This is a genomic window from Acinetobacter sp. A1-4-2 (genome assembly GCF_040233925.1).
Classification (GTDB): Bacteria; Pseudomonadota; Gammaproteobacteria; order Pseudomonadales; family Moraxellaceae; genus Acinetobacter.
In genome coordinates this window covers 2,731,597-2,750,343 of the sequence record NZ_CP157981.1, presented here as the reverse complement: position 1 = coordinate 2,750,343, position 18,747 = coordinate 2,731,597, and the positions used below count along the sequence as shown (strand labels likewise).

At 44.2% G+C, this 18,747-nt stretch carries 11 protein-coding genes; 5 read left to right on the top strand and 6 right to left on the bottom strand.

Annotation, left to right across the window (positions count from 1 at the left end; all coding sequences use genetic code 11):
* Nucleotides 1-57: 57 nt before the first annotated feature.
* From ABJ384_RS13270 to ABJ384_RS13250, 5 genes are all read right to left on the bottom strand, one after another.
* The gene (locus tag ABJ384_RS13270; protein ID WP_349927869.1) at nucleotides 58-1,506 is read right to left on the bottom strand and encodes a hypothetical protein; all 1,449 of its coding nucleotides are present in this window, start codon (nucleotides 1,504-1,506) and stop codon (nucleotides 58-60) included.
* Nucleotides 1,507-1,709: 203 nt separating this feature from the next.
* A complete protein-coding gene (locus ABJ384_RS13265; protein WP_086195226.1) occupies nucleotides 1,710-3,329 on the bottom strand; it encodes an AarF/UbiB family protein in 1,620 nt (539 codons plus the stop codon).
* A 12-nt stretch (nucleotides 3,330-3,341) separates the two neighbouring features.
* The gene (locus ABJ384_RS13260) at nucleotides 3,342-4,028 is read right to left on the bottom strand and encodes a hypothetical protein (RefSeq protein WP_349927867.1); all 687 of its coding nucleotides are present in this window, start codon (nucleotides 4,026-4,028) and stop codon (nucleotides 3,342-3,344) included.
* Nucleotides 4,029-4,039: 11 nt separating this feature from the next.
* A complete protein-coding gene (ubiE, locus tag ABJ384_RS13255) occupies nucleotides 4,040-4,984 on the bottom strand; it encodes a bifunctional demethylmenaquinone methyltransferase/2-methoxy-6-polyprenyl-1,4-benzoquinol methylase UbiE (protein ID WP_086195228.1) in 945 nt (314 codons plus the stop codon).
* Nucleotides 4,985-5,152: 168 nt separating this feature from the next.
* On the bottom strand, nucleotides 5,153-5,857 hold the full coding sequence (locus tag ABJ384_RS13250; protein WP_086195229.1) for a hypothetical protein: 705 nt from the start codon (nucleotides 5,855-5,857) through the stop codon (nucleotides 5,153-5,155).
* Nucleotides 5,858-6,063: 206 nt separating this feature from the next.
* On the opposite strand from ABJ384_RS13250, the gene ABJ384_RS13245 reads away from it, so the two are divergent.
* Nucleotides 6,064-7,482, top strand: a complete 1,419-nt coding sequence (locus ABJ384_RS13245) for a phosphate--AMP phosphotransferase (RefSeq protein ID WP_300046442.1) — start codon at nucleotides 6,064-6,066, stop codon at nucleotides 7,480-7,482.
* A 46-nt stretch (nucleotides 7,483-7,528) separates the two neighbouring features.
* Here the strand turns inward: ABJ384_RS13245 and ABJ384_RS13240 are convergent, their stop codons facing one another.
* Nucleotides 7,529-8,035: a hypothetical protein gene (locus ABJ384_RS13240; protein ID WP_349929752.1), complete on the bottom strand. Its 507-nt coding sequence runs from the start codon at nucleotides 8,033-8,035 to the stop codon at nucleotides 7,529-7,531.
* Between the two features lie 184 nt (nucleotides 8,036-8,219).
* Here ABJ384_RS13240 and ABJ384_RS13235 point away from each other — a divergent pair, with 184 nt between their 5' ends.
* The 4 genes from ABJ384_RS13235 to rpsO all read left to right on the top strand — a co-directional run bounded on the left by ABJ384_RS13235 (nucleotide 8,220) and on the right by rpsO (nucleotide 18,699).
* Complete coding sequence (locus ABJ384_RS13235) at nucleotides 8,220-11,912, top strand: exodeoxyribonuclease V subunit gamma (protein WP_349927864.1); 3,693 nt, start codon at nucleotides 8,220-8,222, stop codon at nucleotides 11,910-11,912.
* Nucleotides 11,913-11,920: 8 nt separating this feature from the next.
* Nucleotides 11,921-15,640 (top strand): UvrD-helicase domain-containing protein, encoded by a 3,720-nt coding sequence (locus ABJ384_RS13230; RefSeq protein ID WP_349927862.1) that lies wholly within the window; start codon nucleotides 11,921-11,923, stop codon nucleotides 15,638-15,640.
* 63 nt (nucleotides 15,641-15,703) lie between these two features.
* Nucleotides 15,704-17,467, top strand: coding sequence for an exodeoxyribonuclease V subunit alpha (recD, locus tag ABJ384_RS13225; protein WP_349927860.1), 1,764 nt, complete (start codon nucleotides 15,704-15,706; stop codon nucleotides 17,465-17,467).
* Between the two features lie 962 nt (nucleotides 17,468-18,429).
* Complete coding sequence (gene rpsO, locus ABJ384_RS13220; protein WP_005007057.1) at nucleotides 18,430-18,699, top strand: 30S ribosomal protein S15; 270 nt, start codon at nucleotides 18,430-18,432, stop codon at nucleotides 18,697-18,699.
* Nucleotides 18,700-18,747: the final 48 nt, after the last annotated feature.

Below are 18,747 nucleotides of genomic sequence, written 5' to 3'. Positions count from 1 at the left end.
TTACCAGATAGGAAGTTAGAGAAAAGCCAGTGATGATCACTGGCTTTTTAGTTGAGATTATTGGATTACAAAGTAGCCTGTAGAAGTATATCCACTAAAGACAGTTGCAGGTTTATTTGGAATACCAAATTCACCTAGGTTCAATCCTAAGGTTGCAGAGACTGGATAAACGGTTGGAGCTACAAAAACAGATACATCAGCATTTACTAGGTTGCTTGAAGCGATCAGATTTTTATAATTATTATACGGTTGACTTAAAATCGGAAATGCGACTACTAGATTTGCTAGAGAAAGAGAGTTTCCTGGGAATACTCTGTCTTGTGGAACTTCAAATGAACCTTTCGGTGCATTTGCTAGCGTAGATTCAATTTCAATAATAGTGCCGGCAGGAATAATGATTTCGCTGATAGCAGTACTATTATTAAACGAAACTTTTACATTACTAATATAAACGCTTAAAGTTTCAGGTTGGCCATTTTGGCCAATTGTAGCAGTTGCTTTTAAACCTAATTTAATAGAATCAGTACCTGTAGCCAATTTATTTAAATTGAATGTCACTTGAGTTAGAGAATCAATTGCATTCTTATCAAGTGATAGACGTGCATCACTTCGAGAATTAATAATGTCTTGAATATTTTTATTTGCAATGCTCAGTCCACTATAGCTAGCAGATACAATGTTATCCTGAATTTCACCAATAACGGTAGAGTTGTCAGTTAAATAATCTTCTAAATTACCAGTGCTGCCAGTTGAAGTGAGGGCAGTATTGATAATGGTAGTAACAGATTCTACAGCGGTTTGACTTGCGGCTAAAGCTTGTTGAATATTGGTGTCGGTTGTAGATGCTATAGCAGCGTTGAACACGGCTGTGACTGCATTAGAATCTACGCCTGAGTTGGTAAGAAGTTGTGTTGTCGAAGAAGCGGTTTGAATAGCTTGGGCAGCTTGCTCAAGTGTTAAACCAGAATTTTCAAGTTGAGTGAAAATTTGTTGTAATACGAATACAGCTGCCTTTTGTTCATTTGAACCTTCTGTAATTGGGTCAAATGTCGTTACGTCTTCATTCAGGCTAAAGCCTAAGTTTTCGAGAACTTGAGCAAACTCTGCTGCTGGAAGCTCTGCTTGCAGAGTTGTCAGAGGGCTTGCAACAATTTCAGTAGTTGATGCTGCTTGATAGTTATTAGATTTAACTTTTAATTGGCCTTGGAAGGGAAGCTTGGTCACTGTATCAATACCGCCGGTAATAATGAAACCAGTTTCCTGACAGTTTCCTGTAGTTTTAAAAGTAAATTTACCATCTTGATCCGTTTTCAGATCTGGATAAGCGGCTTCACATTCAGGGTTTGTAAAATTAACATCTGCCCCTGCTATATAGAAGTCAACAGCGGCTCCGGAAATTTCTTTGGAGGAAAACCCAGGAGTTGATGAGCTACTCCCACCACCACAAGCCGCCAATAATGAAGTTGCAATTGCTAATGTTGTTAGTTTAAAAGTTCGATTGAACATAGTATTCCCTAAAGCCTAAGTTTTAGTTATGAGTGATGCTTAACTTTATAACAAAAAAATGGTTAAAAAATAAGTGAAAAAAACACCTAAATTGAACTAAATGCAACAAATCATTATAAATAATAATTGAATAATCACTTTAGATATTATGAAAAAAATCAGCCCATTATAAACGGGCTGATATTATTTTTGAATAGAGAATCTTATTTCGCAATTCGCCAGACAGCCAGCAAGCTCACAAGTATGATCAGAATAATAGATACATACCATGGTGCAATAATCGCAATGGATAGCAAAATGGCCATAATGCTGCCAAAAATCCAGCTGCGTTTTTGCTGATGTTCCATTTGCAGACGCATGCTTTGCAGTTCATGCAATTGTTTGGAATGCCAGGCGGACTGGTTTTTTAAACCATTCAGGCTGTCAATCATCAGACTTGGTAAATCCTGTGCACCCAGCAGAAGGTCTGGAATTTGCTGACCAATTTCCTTCATGTTTTTCACTGGATTCATATTGACTTTAATCCAGTCAGTTAGAATCGGTTTCGCCAGTTTCCAGATATCAAGGTCCGGGTAGAGGTCGGTGCCCAAACCTTCTACATGAACCAGTGTTTTCAGCAATAACATCAGCTGCGGAGGAATTTCCAGATGGAAACGGCGGGCGATATCCATCACTTGAATCAGGATGCCGGCAAAGTCCAACTCGCTCATCGGTTTTGATACCATTGGACCTACGGTGCGACGCATTTCACGGGCCAGAGCATCCTGGTCGGTACCCGGTGGAATCCAGCCAGCTTGGTGCACAATCTGAATCAGCTGCATAAAGTTACTGTTCATGACCGCAAGTAACATGCGTGCTACGGTCATCTGGTCATGCTTGGAGAGCTCACCCATAATCGCACAGTCCAGTGCAATAAAGCGTGGATTAGCTGGATTAATGGTTTCGACAAACACGTTACCAGGATGCATGTCGGCATGGAAGAAGTTGTCACGGAACACTTGGGTAAAGAAAATGGTCAGGCCTTTTTCTGCCAGGTCCGCACGATTCATACCCATCTGGTCAAAAGTCGCGGTATCAGAAATCGGAACCCCGGTGATGCGTTCAGCAACCATGACATCTTTGCTGTCCATATACACTTCAGGCACATACATCATGCTAGAGCCGGTGAAGTAATGGCGCATGCGACGGGTATTGTCGGCTTCTAGGGTCAAATCCAGCTCATTTAAAATGATCTGACGATAGTCCTGAATAATTTCCGATAAATGCAGGGCACGTGCTGCTTCCAGACGTTTTTCCAGCGCTGCTCCCAGCCAGTCCAAAATTTCAAAATCTTGCAGAATTTGAGTGCGGATATTGGGGCGTGTAACTTTCACCACCACTTCGCGACCATCATGTAACGCTGCAGTATGTACTTGTGCAATCGAGGCAGCGGCCAAGGGTTGCGCATCGAAGCGGGCAAACAGCGTATTGACATCGGCTTTGAGCGATTCTTGAATGCGGGTTTTGGCAACGCTATTGTCAAATGGTTTGACTCGGTCTTGCAGTAATACCAGCTGTTGTAACACTTCAGGTGGCATCAGGTCGCGACGAGTAGAAAGTAGCTGTCCCAATTTAATCGCCAGCGGTCCCATTTCCTCTAAAGCCTGTTTCAGCTTGAGGGGATTTTTACGTTCACGGCTTGACCATGCCGCAGGGTGCATGCGAATGAAACTTAAAGCATGGCGGGCTTTTTCCGGTAATTCTTCCGCAGGAAACAACGTGTCGAGTCTATAGTGCGCGGCAATGCGCCAAAGTTCGAGTAAACGTGAAACGTGCGGAATCATAAATGTAATTACCTAGTCTTGAGATGAAGCGGGTGTATCTGAATCAGCATCAATCTGTGCCTGAAGCTGTTGAATCTTGGCTTCAGCACGGTCTAAATTTTGATTGAAAATTCGGGTATCTTGTTGCAGATCGTCCATTTGCCAACGTGCAGCAAATAAACCTGTATCTTCTTTTAACGCATCTTCAGCAAAGAATAAATAACTTTCTAAGGAACGTTTTAAATGTTTTGGTGCCAGCTGGATTTTACCCAGTTCATGTGCAAGGGCAGGACCAATCCAGGGACTTAAATGGGCAGCAAGATCAGGTTCAGCTTGTTGCATGATGCGCTGAATATCCTGTAGCAGGTGATAGTCACCCTGTAGCGGAATATTGCCCACATTATCTGCCAGCAGCAGTTTGATCAGCTCAACCACATTTTTAACCTGTAAGGTTGCGGTGGCTGGCATAATAGATGTTTGTTGCGGGTCAAACGGGCGTTGCTCAAAAATGGACGGACGTTCTGCCTGACCGGTGACGGTCGGTTCTAGGCGCACTTTATTTTCGTCAAAAAACACATCAACAGAGAGTTGCGGTGAGTCAATCACCACCCGCAGCATCTTGCCTTGCAACTGATTCAGCTGGATGCGGGTAATGGCATCCAGATCAATCACATGATGAATTAACCGTTCAACTGCACCCAGTGCCAGAATCGACCACATAGTATAAAACCTTAAAGTTTAAAGCCGCGGTGAACCGCCACAATACCACCCGTCAGGTTGTGGTAATCACAGTTCTGGAAGCCGGCATTTTCCATCATCCCTTTTAATGTGCGTTGGTCTGGGTGCATACGGATGGATTCGGCTAAATATTTATAACTTTCAGAATCGTTGGCAATAATTTTACCCATAATCGGTAAAGCCGTGAATGAATACAGGTCATACAGTTTAGAGAATGGCTCAAACACCGGTTTAGAGAATTCAAGTACCAGCAAACGGCCACCTGGCTTAAGCACGCGGTACATGGCAGCCAGCGCAGCATCTTTATCGGTCACGTTACGTAAACCGAAGCTGATGGTCAACAAGTCAAAACTGTTGTCTGCAAAGGGTTCCAGTGTTTCAGCATTGGCCAAAACGAAGTCTACATTGGTACAGCCAGCATCAGTCAGGCGGTCACGACCGACGTTCAGCATAGACTCGTTAATGTCAGACAATACCACATGACCGGTAGGACCGACTTCACGGCTAAAGACTTTGGCCAGGTCCCCTGTACCGCCGGCAATATCCAGCACATGCTGACCACGGCGTACGCCTGACATATTAATGGCAAAACGTTTCCATAAGCGGTGAATACCGAATGACATCAGGTCATTCATGATGTCGTATTTGCTGGCGACTGAATGGAAAACTTCCGCCACTTTCTGGGCTTTATCTTCACTGCTGACGGTCTGGTAACCGAAGTGGGTAGTCGGACCGACATTACCAGTGTTGGCGCCACGAGGCAGATTGTATTTGGGTACTGAACCGGTCACTGGCGTATCGGTTAACTGTTGTTGTAAAGATTGTTGCTGACCTTGGGCAGTGCCTTGCGGAAGAGGCTCAGTTAAGAAAGGACTCACTTTGTCTGTATTTTGTGCCGACTCAGGGGTAGAGGGAGGCGTTTGCTTTTCGTTAGACATTAGAGTCACTCCTAACATAAAAATAGGGTTAATGTTGCAGTGCTTGCATGATGACAGATTCTAGGACGTTGTACAGCAATCCGCATGCAATTGTTATGAATAATATACATAAAATCTGCTCTGTGTTTTTATTCACTGCGCAATTTGTTATTTCCATCACAACATAATTTACTGAAACGGGTGAGGATCGCCTGCGTGAACCTTATGGATAATCTGACGTTCAACTGCGGTAAAATCCTTCACGAATTTCTCAGCTGACTTTAACGGTTTCATGGCCAAAAAGCCATCCTGCATAAATTCATACATGATGTTGAAATTATATTTGCTGGCTGCTCCCTTACACATTTTAAATGCAGCCTGAACCATAAACGAGCGCATGTATTTATCCAGGCTAAAACCCAGCTGGTCGAGTAAATCCAGCTGTTTTAAACGAGACTGCCCCTGATCGAGTTTAAGATAAGTCAAACGCATCATCTCATCATTTAAAGCTTCGTGCGGATGATAATCTTCAAGTAGCTGCATGGCCACTTGTTCATCCAGCTGTACCGCCAAAATGGCTAAAGATACCCCTGATGTGCCTGTTTTCACCGCATTTTCAGGAATCAGCTTTTCAGCCTTGTGTGCATATTTCATCAAGCGGGCAATCTGCTCAGCCAGTGCGTCAAAATCTGGACCGCCATAGAGACGGTTCAGAAAATACTCTGACATCAATACATTCTGCTTTTCAGCAAACTGTTTACTATGGGTGGCCTGCATGCGCTGTTTTTGCCAGGCCTGTACATCTTGCAGGCGCCGAAAAATGTCAGGATTTTGATGATAATTCAATTGATAATACAATTCTAAAAGATCATCCAATGCAGCCAGTTTAGACATGCTGTGTCTCTATTATTTTTTAGATGGCTAAATATTAGAGCGAGACGGGCAAAGTCGCTATGACAAACAGCAAGAAAAATGGTTTAAATTAAGTCAGTTTGCCGGGAATCGCAGCAATTCTGAGCAACATAAACACTATGTGGTCAAATTTAGTCTAGGATTATGCTTGAATAGACTGAAATTTAGAAAAAAGGATAGGGGAAAAGATGACACTGAAAAAAACAAAAAATCTGCTGCTGGATGAAGATGAACTTTCCCTGAATTTGATTGAAGCACAATATCAGTTAAGAAATACCCGTGGTCAGAGTAATGCCAAAAGCGTACTGGTGCTGGTCAATGGCATTGAACTGGCTGGAAAGGGCGAGGCGGTGAAGCAGCTGCGTGAATGGGTCGATCCGCGTTATTTACTGGTTAAGGCTGATGCCGCCAACATGTTCAATAACACACAGACCTACTGGCAGCCGTATGCAAGCTTTATTCCTGCCGAAGGCCAGCTCATGGTGTTGTTTGGCAACTGGTATAGTGATTTGCTGGCCACCGCCCTGCATGTATCCAAGCCTCTGGATGAATCGCAGTTTGATACCTATATTGCCAATATGCAGGCTTTTGAGCAGGACTTAAAAAATAATCATGTCGATGTGGTGAAGGTCTGGTTTGATCTGTCTTGGAAATCTTTGCAAAAGCGAATGGATAATCTGGATCCCCATGAAGTGCGCTGGCATAAATTACATGGTCTGGACTGGCGTAATAAAAAGCAGTACGACAGTTTGCAAAAGCTCAGCCAGCGTTTTACCAAGGATTGGAACATCATTGATTGCGAGGATGAAAAATTACGTAATCAACAATTTGCACAGATCATTTTGGCGGCTATGAAAAACTGTCCAGAACATTTGAGCGAAGTAGAAACCGAATGGAAACAGGCGCCTGTTCCAGAGTTGTTGCTGCATCCAGAAAATCAGGCCACGACCAAAGAAGACTATAAAAAAGAGCTGAAAGAACTATCGGTAAAAGTAGCCGAGGCGCTACGTTTTGATGACCGTAAAGCCATTATTGTATTTGAAGGTATGGATGCGGCAGGCAAGGGAGGTACCATCAAACGGCTGGTGAAAAATCTTGATCCGCGGGAATATGACATTCATAGTATTTCGGCTCCTGAACGATATGAGATGCGTCATCCGTATTTGTGGCGTTTCTGGACCAAGTTGCAGACTGATGAAGACATCCGGATTTTTGACCGTTCCTGGTATGGACGGGTGCTGGTGGAACGCGTGGAGGGACTGGTCAGTGAGCATGCGTGGCAGCGGGCGTATGATGAAATTAACCGCTTTGAAAGGGATCTGGCCAATAGTCAAACCGTAGTGATCAAATTCTGGCTGGCGATTAGCAAGGATGAGCAGGCCGCCCGTTTTAAAGCCCGTGAAGAGACGCCAAACAAACGCTTTAAAATCACTCCAGAGGATTGGCGCAATCGGGAAAAATGGGATGCTTATTTGGATGCAGCTGCGGATATGTTCGAACATACCAGCACCACTTATGCACCGTGGCATATTATTGCCAATGATGACAAAAATACCGCACGTTTAGAAATATTAAGAACCATTTTAAAACAGCTGAGAACCAATTAGATTCTCAGCTGCAAGCGGAATTTTTTATTAATAGATCGGGGAATGATTAACTCGCCGCTTGGGCTTGCTGTTTTTGTTGAATCCCTTTGGCAATTTTGTAACAGTCTTCTACGTGAGCTTCGGCGACTTTCTTCATCACAATGTAGCCTAAACTTGCAGCAACAAGTTGACCACCTAGCGGAATAAATTTAGTCACCTGTTTGGTGATGACCTTTGCTACCACATTGTTGAGGGATTTTTTCACTGCGGTACGTGCCACCACCAAGCCGGAAAATTCTGCCCCTCGTTTACGCAGTTCATGCCAGTGTACTTTTTTGGTTTCCGGGTCATAGACACTGATTTGTTCCGGAGCCAAACCAAAACGTGCATTCACTTCCGGAATGAGTTGTGACAAAATTCCGACATCGATAACCACATCCAGAAATGGAACCGGAATGACGGCTGCACCTGCAGAACAGTAAGCGCGTTTTTTGACAAGTTCCAGGCAATCTGCCCGAATGCTTTCCAGGTTTAACTGAGGATTGATTGCGTCTGGAATTTTATCTATTTTCATCATGTAAATACCTTAAATTTTGTGTTATTTGTTCTATTCAACCATCATTAAGGTGTGAATTTCAAAGCCTTTTTAAAGCTAATGCGCAGTTAAAAGTGACATAGACAGATGTCATTGTATAGTAAATAATCTTTATGCTTTTGTAGGCGTTTCATTTTTTAAAAAATATTGGGGTAATGCAGTCATGGCCATTCATGTGATTCAAAGTCAGCGTATAGACGTGCTGGTGCACGCCATGCTGACGACCGTGAATAGGCCTGCCACCACACCTTTTCAGGTGCTGCAAACTCAACACTTTATTGTGCCGTCGCATGCGGTTGAAGCCTGGTTAACCCAGAAACTGGCTGAACAGAAGGGCATCAGTGCCAATACCCAGTTCCATCACCGGATTCGCGGTTTCCAGTGGTCCGCCTATCAATGGGTGCTGGTCGATCAAAAAGAACAGGTGCGTAAAGCCAATATTCCGCGAATTATTATCAAGTGGCGCGTGTTTCAGGCCTTAAAAGCCTTTATTCAGAGCGAACAAAACCCTTTAGAATTGGATCATCCTTTACATTCCATCGTACAGCGCATTTATGACAGTGCTGACCGTTTGGAACAGGGCATTGAAAAGCAGCTGAAAAAGCAGGGCATGCTGTATTGGGTTGCAGAACAGGTATCACGCCTGTTTAGCCATTACATGGAATATCGCGGCCATTGTCAGAAAAATTGCCCTCCCAATATGTGCAGCTGTCCAACTAACTGGCTGCAGGCTTGGGGACAAAATAAAGAACTTCCGATTGAGGACATGTTCTTTAAAACCAATACTGACATTTCTGAATTTACCTTGAATCAGGCACGTGAACTGGAAGCCTGGCAACGCTGGCTGTGGCAGGAAGTGTTTCATCAGGACTTTGAACAGATGCAGAGTATTGATGCCATGTTCTGGGAAACGCTGGATCATCCTGAGACCCGCAATGCAGCATTAAAAAAATTGCCAAAACAACTGGTGATTTTTACCTTGCTGGATTTGCCTCCCATGCAGCTGGCGTTTTTACGCCGTCTGGGGCAGTACCTGGATATTTATATTCTGCATTACAACCCTTCACAGGAATATTGGGCCGACAGTGTCGATCCGAACTGGAAAGCACGTTACGACCTCAGGGTCAAAGAACGCTTTATTGCGAAAAATCCTAAGGCCAGTGATGCCGATATTGAACAGTTTTTCCAGGAATTTACTTTAAATTTCAATGCAGAACAGCGCGAGTCGCGTCATCCTTTGTTGACCCGTTTTGGCAAGCAGGCGCGTGACCACTTCTCCCTGTTATCGAATTTATCTTCGGGGGAAGATGGGGTCTGGGCAGATGCCTTTATTGATGAATATAAAGCGAATTTACTCGGTAAAATCCAGTCCGATATTCTATATCTGGTAGAACCAGAGCAGCATCAATATATGCTGGATGAACAGGATGATTCCATTCAAATTCATGTTTGCCATTCCAGCTTGCGCCAACTGGAAGTTTTAAAAGAGCAGTTGATTCACTGGCTGGCACAGGGCACCAAAGAAGCGCCGCGTCGACCAAGTGACATTCTGGTCCTCAGTCCAAGTTTAAGCGAGCTGGAACCGCTGATCCGTAGCGTATTTGCCCCGCCGCCGAGTGAACGCGACTTGATTCAGCAAAAAGCGGGCAGCAGTCATCAACTGTCTAAGGATAGCGTGTACCTGCCCATTCAAATTGCCGGTGTGGCACAACTGGATGCGTTGAATGCTTGGCGAGCGGTACTGGGCCGGATTGAACTGATTCAGGGGCGTTTCAGTATTGAAGATTTTGCCGACTGGCTGAGTTTAAGCGCGACCCAGCAGCGTTACAGTCTGGACGTCAATGCCATTGAACGCATTACGGAATTGCTGATTGCTGCCGGTTTTAAACGCGGACTGGATGCCGAGCATTTAAAGCGTAGCCTGTGCGAAGGCGATGAAGACTATCGTTTTAGTTTTAAATTTGCGCTCGACCGTTTGGCCTTGGGGATTGCCATTCCTGAGCATCGCCTGTTTCAGGGCACGCTCAGTTTTGCCCAGGTCCTGCCCAGCGATTTTGAGCTGATTGGCAAGCTGATCCAGATTTATCAGGATTTTGATGCACGCCGCGACTGGATGATTGCGCATGAGCAAGGCCAAAATGTAGCGGTGGAACAGTGGCTAAAACGCCTGATGCAGGATATTGCCGAGTTTGAAGAAACGGGCGTCGAGTCCTTATCGACGGTGTATAAAATCATCAAAAAACAGGAACGAATGCTGACACTGGCCAGTTTCTATGATGAGCAGGATCATCATGCCTTGCGCAGTTTAAGTTTGCCTTTACCTTATCTGTTGGCCGAAATTAACAATACCTTGGAAATGCAGCTGGACCATGCCGAACCGACCGGGCAGATTACCTTTAGTCAGATTGGGCAAATCCGTCCTGTGCCCTATAAACTGATTGTGATGTTGGGACTGGACAGCGGCAAATTTCCCAACCGTAGCCAGCATTTGCCTTTTGATTTGATGGATTTGCTCAAACCGCAGCTCGGCGACCGTTCGCGTCTGGAAGATGATCAGGGGGCATTTTTAGATCACCTGCTATTGGCGCAGGACAACCTGTGGCTGTTTTATAATGGCTTCGACATTAATGATGGTGAAGTGCGTGATCCATCCACTGTGGTGCAGGAGTTGGTGCAGCATCTGGCCTATATTGTGCAGAACAAAAGGCCCGATGCGGAAGCCGATGAAACGGTAATCATCGGCGGTGTAGATGTGCCTGAACAGCTACGCTCGCTGTATCATGTGCATCCCTTATTACCTTTTGATCCACTGGGCTTTGAAGCGGCCCGACCGGTACGTTATCAGGACCAATGGTTCTGTGTGGCAGGACAGATTCGCCATGCCACCGGACAGCGTTCATCCTGGGTAAATACGCCTTATCAGCATCTGCAGCAGGATGTCTTGGTGCTGGACAGTCATCAATGGATTCAGGATGTGACCTTTCCGGCACGTTTATATTTAAAAACATTGGGTGTGGAAAACCTGCGCCCTGAAGATCTGCCTGCTGTGCAGGAACCTTTGTTGCTGGATGGTTTAGGGCGTTATGCCGTGCGCCAGTTCCTGCAAAAACAGGAGGGGACGGCTCAACCTGAATTGCTGATGGATCAGCTGCCAATTGGCAAACTGCAACAAAGCAGCTGGCAAATGAGTCTGGTGGAACAGCAGCGTTTAAAAGACCGCTTGCTGAAATATGCCCCTGAAGTGACCCCGACCACACAGCAGGTGTGGAAGGTGAATGATCACATGTATATGAACATTCATTTGCCGAAAAATGGCGCAGCTAAATGGGTCAGTCTGGATGCTTCAAGCGCGCGTGCCAAGCGCCGTGCCAAAGTCTGGCTGGAATATCTACTCTGGCTGGCCTACCTGAATCTGGGTGATGGTGGCGAAAAACTGGCGCGGATTGTGGTGTTTAGTGACCGAACCATCTTGTGTCATGGCGTGACATCCAATAAAGCCCGTGAATGGCTGGATCACTGGATAGCCGCCTGGAAATATGGACAAAGCCAGCCGCTGGTGTTGCCTGCGGCCTTGCTGCTTAAAATTGCTGAGAAAGACAAACAGCATAACTGGCAAGCCAATGAGCAGAACCAGATGTGTATTGACGATATGGATGTAATCTATAAAGACTGGCATGAAGATGGCAAGTTCAGCGGCTTTTCTGTGGTGGATAACGAAGCTAACCAAATGCACCGTGACTGGCAGTTTATTTTACAGGAACAAGATGCGACTGCATTGCTGGAAGATGCCTGCGCACAATTTTCCTATCAGCTCTATCAACCGGTGTTTATGCATCAACAGACTATTGAAGAATAAAAAATAAGATGAATTCTCCCCAAATATTAACTCAAATGTCTTTTAACCCGATTGTGGATATGCAATTCCAGGGCCTGCACTGGATTGAAGCTTCGGCCGGTACCGGAAAGACCTTTACCCTATCCAGTCTGATGGTGCGAATTTTTCTCGGGCCATATCTGCCCAATCAGGTGATTGCCACCACATTTACCCGTGCGGCCGCTGCAGAACTAAAAAACCGTATTCGGGCACGTCTGGTGGAAACCTTACGTTATTTTGAACGCTGTCAGACCCTAACCGAAACTGAAATTCAGGCCAAAATTGCCGCTGAAACAGACTCCTTATTTCAAAAGGTGCTGAGTGACTATGCTACGCGAGTGGATTTTGCCCGGGAACGTTTAAAACTGGTGATTGATCAGCTGGATGAACTGTTTGTTGGTACATTGGACAGTTTTAGCCAGAAGCTGTTGCGTGAGTTTTCCTTTGAAAGCGGCAAAATTGAAAGGGCCGATATTACCGATGATGCCAAAAGCTATACCTACCAGCTGATTCATGATGTGCTGCGTGAATGGATTCAGTTGCAGCCACAAAATGTAGTGGATTATCTGCTGCTGAATCAAAAGCTGAAGTCGCAGGAGGCTTATGTTCCGGTAGTGGAAAATAGCCTGAACTTTGCCTCGGCACAGTTGAAACCTATGAATAAGCCAACTCTAGATATTGACTGTTTTGAAAAGTTATTAGAGAAAATTGCAAAAATTGAAAGTTCTAAAATTAAAAATTTAGAACAATATTATTTAGAAGAAGGAGAGTTCTATCAACTAATAAATAAAAAAGCTTTTCCTAAGGGGCGTTTTACTCGAATTTTTCAAAAAAGTTTACCTAAGCTTATTAATGATTTAAATAATAATGGGATACAAAGTTATTTTGATGCAGCATTAACAATAGTTGTTTCTGATATAAAAGCTATTTTCATAGATTCTAAAGGCAAATTTAGAGACAGCATATTTAACTCGTGTCCAGATAATGTAAAAACAAAATTTTATGCTGATCCTGTATTATCTTTATTAAAGGCATTAGTTGAATCTGAATTAATACTTAATAATCAGTTGGAAACGTTTGATAGTTATATTCAGTATTATTTAGCACAGGAAGTCAAAAAACGCTTGCCGCAAGTACTGCAGCAGAAAAGCGAAACCACTTTTGCCCAGCAAATTCGAACCCTTTCAGAAGCCTTGCAAGGCGAAAAGGGACTACGCTTTGCCAAGTTTGTCCAGGCACGTTATCCCCTCATTTTAGTAGATGAATTTCAGGACACCAACCAGGATCAGGACAATATGTTGGCGCGGATTTGGCGCGACCAGAAGCGTTATATGCAAGGCTGCATGATTATGGTCGGTGACCCGAAACAGGCCATTTACGGTTTCCGTGGCGGCGACATGCTGACCTATAACAAAGCCCGTGCCAATGTGCTGTCCAAACAGGGGCAGCAATATAGCCTGCGCCATAATCACCGTTCGGTTAAAGTGCTGGTGCAGGCGGTGGATGCCCTGTTTCAGCGGCAGATAGACTTTGGCGAAGAGGTGATTTATAGCCCGGTGGAAGCCGGTTCGCGTCCTCATCCGGCACTCATTGATGCAGAGGGTGAAAATCATCAACCGCTGCGCTGGCTGTTGCTGAATGATAAAAAGGACGAGCCGATTCAGGTCGCCTGGAAAATTCGCGATTTACTCAATCAGGGTATTGAAGAAAAACTCTATCTGGCGGAAAAAACTGGTCCCAGATATCTGATTGAAAATGACATCGCAATTTTATCGAAAAACCATGACGGTCTGGATAAAGCCCAGTATGAATTGGAACGTCTGGGCATTCGGGTCAATCGTCCATCGAAACGCAGTGTGTTTGATCATGCAGTTGCCAAAGATGTCGGTGCTGTGCTCAGCGCGATTATGCATCCTTATGATGAAGGAAAAATCAAACGGGCTTTGCTCAGCCGTCTATTAGGCTTTAATTTGCAGCAATTGATACAGCTTGAAGCCCAGGCCGATGGTTTGAGCCAGTTCATTTACGACTTTGATTGCATTCGGGAAATGTGGCTGCAAAAAGGCTTTTTAACCGCGTGGCAATACTGTCTGAACCTGTTTCAGGTCTGGAAAAACCTGGTCGCCACCCAGAGCCGCGATAATGAACGTAGCGTGGTTAATTTGCGTCATCTGACCGAATTATTGTGCCAGCACAGCGAACAGTATCAGGGCGCACAAAAACTCTATCACTGGTATCTGAAACAGCTGCAATCTCCGGCAGAACGCGAGTGGGAACTGGAACGCAAGCTGTCGAATGAGGCAGGGGTGCAACTGATGACCATCCACCAGTCCAAAGGGCTGGAGTTTAAAATTGTGTTCCTGCTTGGGGCAGATAAAGATTTTAGGGAAATGAACAAAACCCTGAATTTTTCCACTGTCGAGCATGTTCATCCGGTGACCGGGAAAGTGGATATTCAGCGTGTGGTTGCGGTGAATGACAAGCATTTGCTCGATCAAAACGCAATTGATCAGCACAATGCCCGTGCCGTGGCAGAGCAGCATCGACTCTGGTATGTGGCGCTGACCCGGGCCAGTCATCGGGTCTATGCTCTGTTGCAGGATCAGGAAGGCAAGTCCAATCATGGCCTGGCTTTCTGGCGTGGGCAAGACTTTGCGCATCCTGCCAGTGCTGACGAAGCATTGCTTAATGAAAGACCGGTCAAGCTGCAAGCCAGGCAGCAGGAACTTTTGCCTTTACAGGCTTTGCAATTCCCTAGTCAGCGCTTTTATCCACGTTCCAAAACCAGTTTCAGTGCCTTGGCCCAGCATTTAAGCCGTAAACAGGCTATGGATGCGCTGGCGGTGAATACCGAGCAAATGCCAAGTGCCGCAGATGAAATCCATGTGATTGAAGTAATTGAGATTGTTGCCAACCAACCGTTGGCATGGATCAAACGCAATTTTCCGATGGGCACGGTTGCCGGAACTTTCTTGCATGAAATTTTTGAACATATCGATTTTAAAGATCAGCAAGATTGGTCTTTAGAAATCCGTCGCCGTTTTAAAAATGATTATCCTGCTTTGTGGCAAGAACTTACTGCAAAATATGAGCAGGAGTTTCAGCAGGTCTATGAAGAACAGCTGATTGGCTGGATGAGTGAATGGTTAGTTCAAGTTTTAAGCACGACTTTACATCAGAATTTTCAACTGAATCAGCTGGCTGAACATGAATATCTGGCAGAATTTCCGTTTTATCTGTCCCTGTCAGACCATGTTTTGGCGATTCAACGGATTCATCAGCTCTATGCAGAACATGGTATTGAGATGCTGGATTTTAACCCGGCCAATTCTGCGCGCTATCTCACCGGATCCATCGATCTTGTGTATTTTGATGGCCAGCGTTATCACATTGCCGATTATAAAAGTAACTTTTTGGGCACCGATCAATCGCACTATGTCGAGACGGAAATCAGGCAGAGTATGTCGCAAGCCAGCTACTGGCTACAGGCCGGTTTATATCTGGTGGCGCTACATCGCTATTTAATGGTACACATGCAGGATTATGACATTGAAAAACATTTGGGCGGCGCAAGTTATCTGTATTTGCGCGGTATGAATGGGCAGGCGCAACAGGGCTTTTATCACTGGAAGCCGGAGGCCGAATTTATACTACGGCTTGATGCTATTTTAGGCAGTTTTACTGAAGATAAAAACAGCAAAATAGCCTGATTTATGAAAATTAATGGCTTTTAAACAATAGATTAAGCTGTGGATAACTTTGAGGATAACTGTGTGGAAAATAAACAATATAAAGATGATCAAAGCGCTGCATGGATTAGCACTTGGAGTCAGTTTATTCGCCAGCAGCCGTTTAGTCATGTACCGCAGGACGAAGATAGCAGCGATATTATTGAACAGGTTCTGCAGGCGGTTCAACACGGCGACAGTTGTATTTCTGCAACTCGGCAGCAAGCGGATAGGCTGCATGATTTAGTGGTTTTGGCTGAAAATGTCGAGCAAAATATCGCGCCTTTTGTTTTTGATCAGCAGCATTTGTATCTGTACCGTTACTGGGCGATGGAGCAGTCTCTGGCTCAGCAAGTGGCACGTCTAAAACAGCAAACCATTGCAGCGGTTGATCTTGCAGCTTATCCCGATTTACTCACTGACCCCTATCAAATTCAGGCTTTGCAGATGGTGGCGAAGCAGGCACTGAATATCATTACTGGCGGACCGGGAACCGGAAAAACCTATACCTTGGCGCGAATTATTGCCGTGCTGAATCAGGCGATGCCGAATATCCGCATTGCCATGGCTGCGCCGACCGGTAAAGCGGCACAGCGCATGAAAGAAGCACTACAAAATTCACTGAATGATGAAAAACTGCAAGGCTTGGTGACGGATGAGTTAAAACAGCTGAATCCGATTACCATTCACCGTTTATTGGGGCTAGGAAGTAGTTATCAGCCACGCTTTCATGCCCAGCAGCCTTTGCCCTATGACGTGATTGTGGTTGATGAAGCCTCGATGTTGGATCTCAGTTTGGCCAATATGTTGTTGTCTGCGGTGCCTGATCAGGCACGGTTAATTTTATTGGGCGATGCTGACCAGCTGGCTGCGGTGGACGTGGGAGCTGTACTGGCCGACTTACAAAATGTCCCGGCTCTGGCTGAGAATCGCGTTCATTTAGTGAATAGTCGCCGTTTTGAAGCAGGGGCATTGATTGGGAAAATGGCCAAATTTATTCAGGCACAAGAAGTCACTCAAAATAGTGGTGCATTATTAGAAAATTTTGCCCAACAAGTGGTTACTCCGGGTGAAATCCAGGCAGTGTCATTGCAGGTTGACATGGCGGATCAGATCCAACTTGAATATTTTCCTGCTCATCTGTCCAGGCAATTTGACCGAACCGCGTATTACGACAAACTGATGTTGGGCTATCACCCCTATATTGAAGTGCTGAAAAGCTATTTAACCGCCGATGAACCTGAGCTTTGGGTACCACAGGTGATCAAGACTTTTGATGATTACCGAATTTTGGCGGCAATTCGTCATGGTGCCTTCGGTTTAGGTCAGCTGAACCAGCAGATTGAACAGCGCTTACTGGAGGTTTTATCGTTACAGATGAGCAGGCAAGGCGATTGGTATGTTGGTCGACCAGTGATGATGACCTATAACGATTATCAACTGGGTTTGTCGAACGGGGATATTGGGATCTGTTTTAAACGTAGCCGTGATGGACAGTCACAGTTCGAAGTCTATTTTCCGAGTTTGGAAAAATGGGTACCCGCGACCCGCTTACCGAAAAGTATTGAAACGGCATTTGTACTGACCATTCATAAATCACAAGGTTCGGAATTTACCCATACCGCAGTGGTATTGGATGAGGCTGCGAAAAATTTACTCAGTAAAGAATTGCTGTATACCGCAATTACCCGTGCCAAAAAAGTAGTGAGTGTGCTGGCTGATCAAGAGGCTTTTGTACAAGCCTTAACCATTAAAACCATAAGAAAAAGCGGAGTATTAGATAAAATTAATAATTTGCTAAATTGTTAATCATAAATAAATAATTTAAAGATTTGTACGAAATTGCTTACATCAATTCGAGAAATTGGCGCATAGAGCTTTAGGAATGTTTTTGAGATGATGGCTGCACATAAAAAGCTCAACACGGAAAGTTGGGTAAAATCGCCATAACATAATAATAATGCCGAAAGACAGCGAACTTACAATGAGGTAAGTATAAAGAGGAAACTTACAGCCGCTAAGCCTTGTAGTTTTGGGAGAGACTACAGGGCTTTTTTATATGCACAATTAGGAGATTTATTACAAAAATGATTGGCTGAAATGACCACTATTGAATTTTGGTTGTAGCGCTAAAAATCAAATACGGTAGATAGAGGTGCTTTTGTATAAATTACATCTTTGGTTTGTATTAACATGTTTGATTTTATTGGATATATTTAATTTTTTTGGTTACATGAAATATAAGAAATAATAATTAATGTACGAAAAGACTTACAATGAGATACGAGAAAGTCGACTTTTTTACACAATGTTTTGTGGCAGAATCTACCACATAAGGAAGTAAAGCTTCACACAAGGAATGTTTATAACGATAAACGCGAAAAGCGTAAATTATGACTATAAATAAAAGAATAATAATTAAAACATAAGAAACTACAGCGCAAAAAAAGCCCAAGCCTAGCTTGGGCTTTTTTTTATCTTCAATCCGTAACGGGAAAATAAAAAGAGGCGCTTTCATGGGTAACACAGTTTCCCCAGTTTTTTAGAATGAACGTTAAGCGTTAAGGTATCAATTCAAAGTGGAAGGGATAAAATAAAAAATGAATAATTTTCAATGAATTGATATAAAAAAATGAAAAGCGGTTTCTCTTTTTGCAATCCCCCGGATTTTCCCTTAAAATAACGCACTTGCTGTAGTGATGCACGGCAGTCAATTGAGAAATCAATTGATTTCTATCAAATGTAATTTTTAAGCATCTCGGAGAAATCGAATGGCTTTAACAAATGCAGATCGCGCAGAGATCGTTGCTAAATTTGCTCGCGCTGAAAACGACACTGGTTCACCTGAAGTTCAAGTAGCTCTTTTAACTGCCCAAATCAATGATTTGCAAGGTCACTTTAAAGAACACAAACACGACCACCATAGCCGTCGCGGTCTTATCCGTATGGTTAACCAACGTCGTAAGCTTCTTGACTACCTTAAAGGTAAAGACGCTACTCGTTACAGCGCTTTGATCGCTGCTTTAGGTTTACGTCGTTAATTCGATTAAACTTATTTTTTCGGACTATTGCATGTTAAATGCTGTATT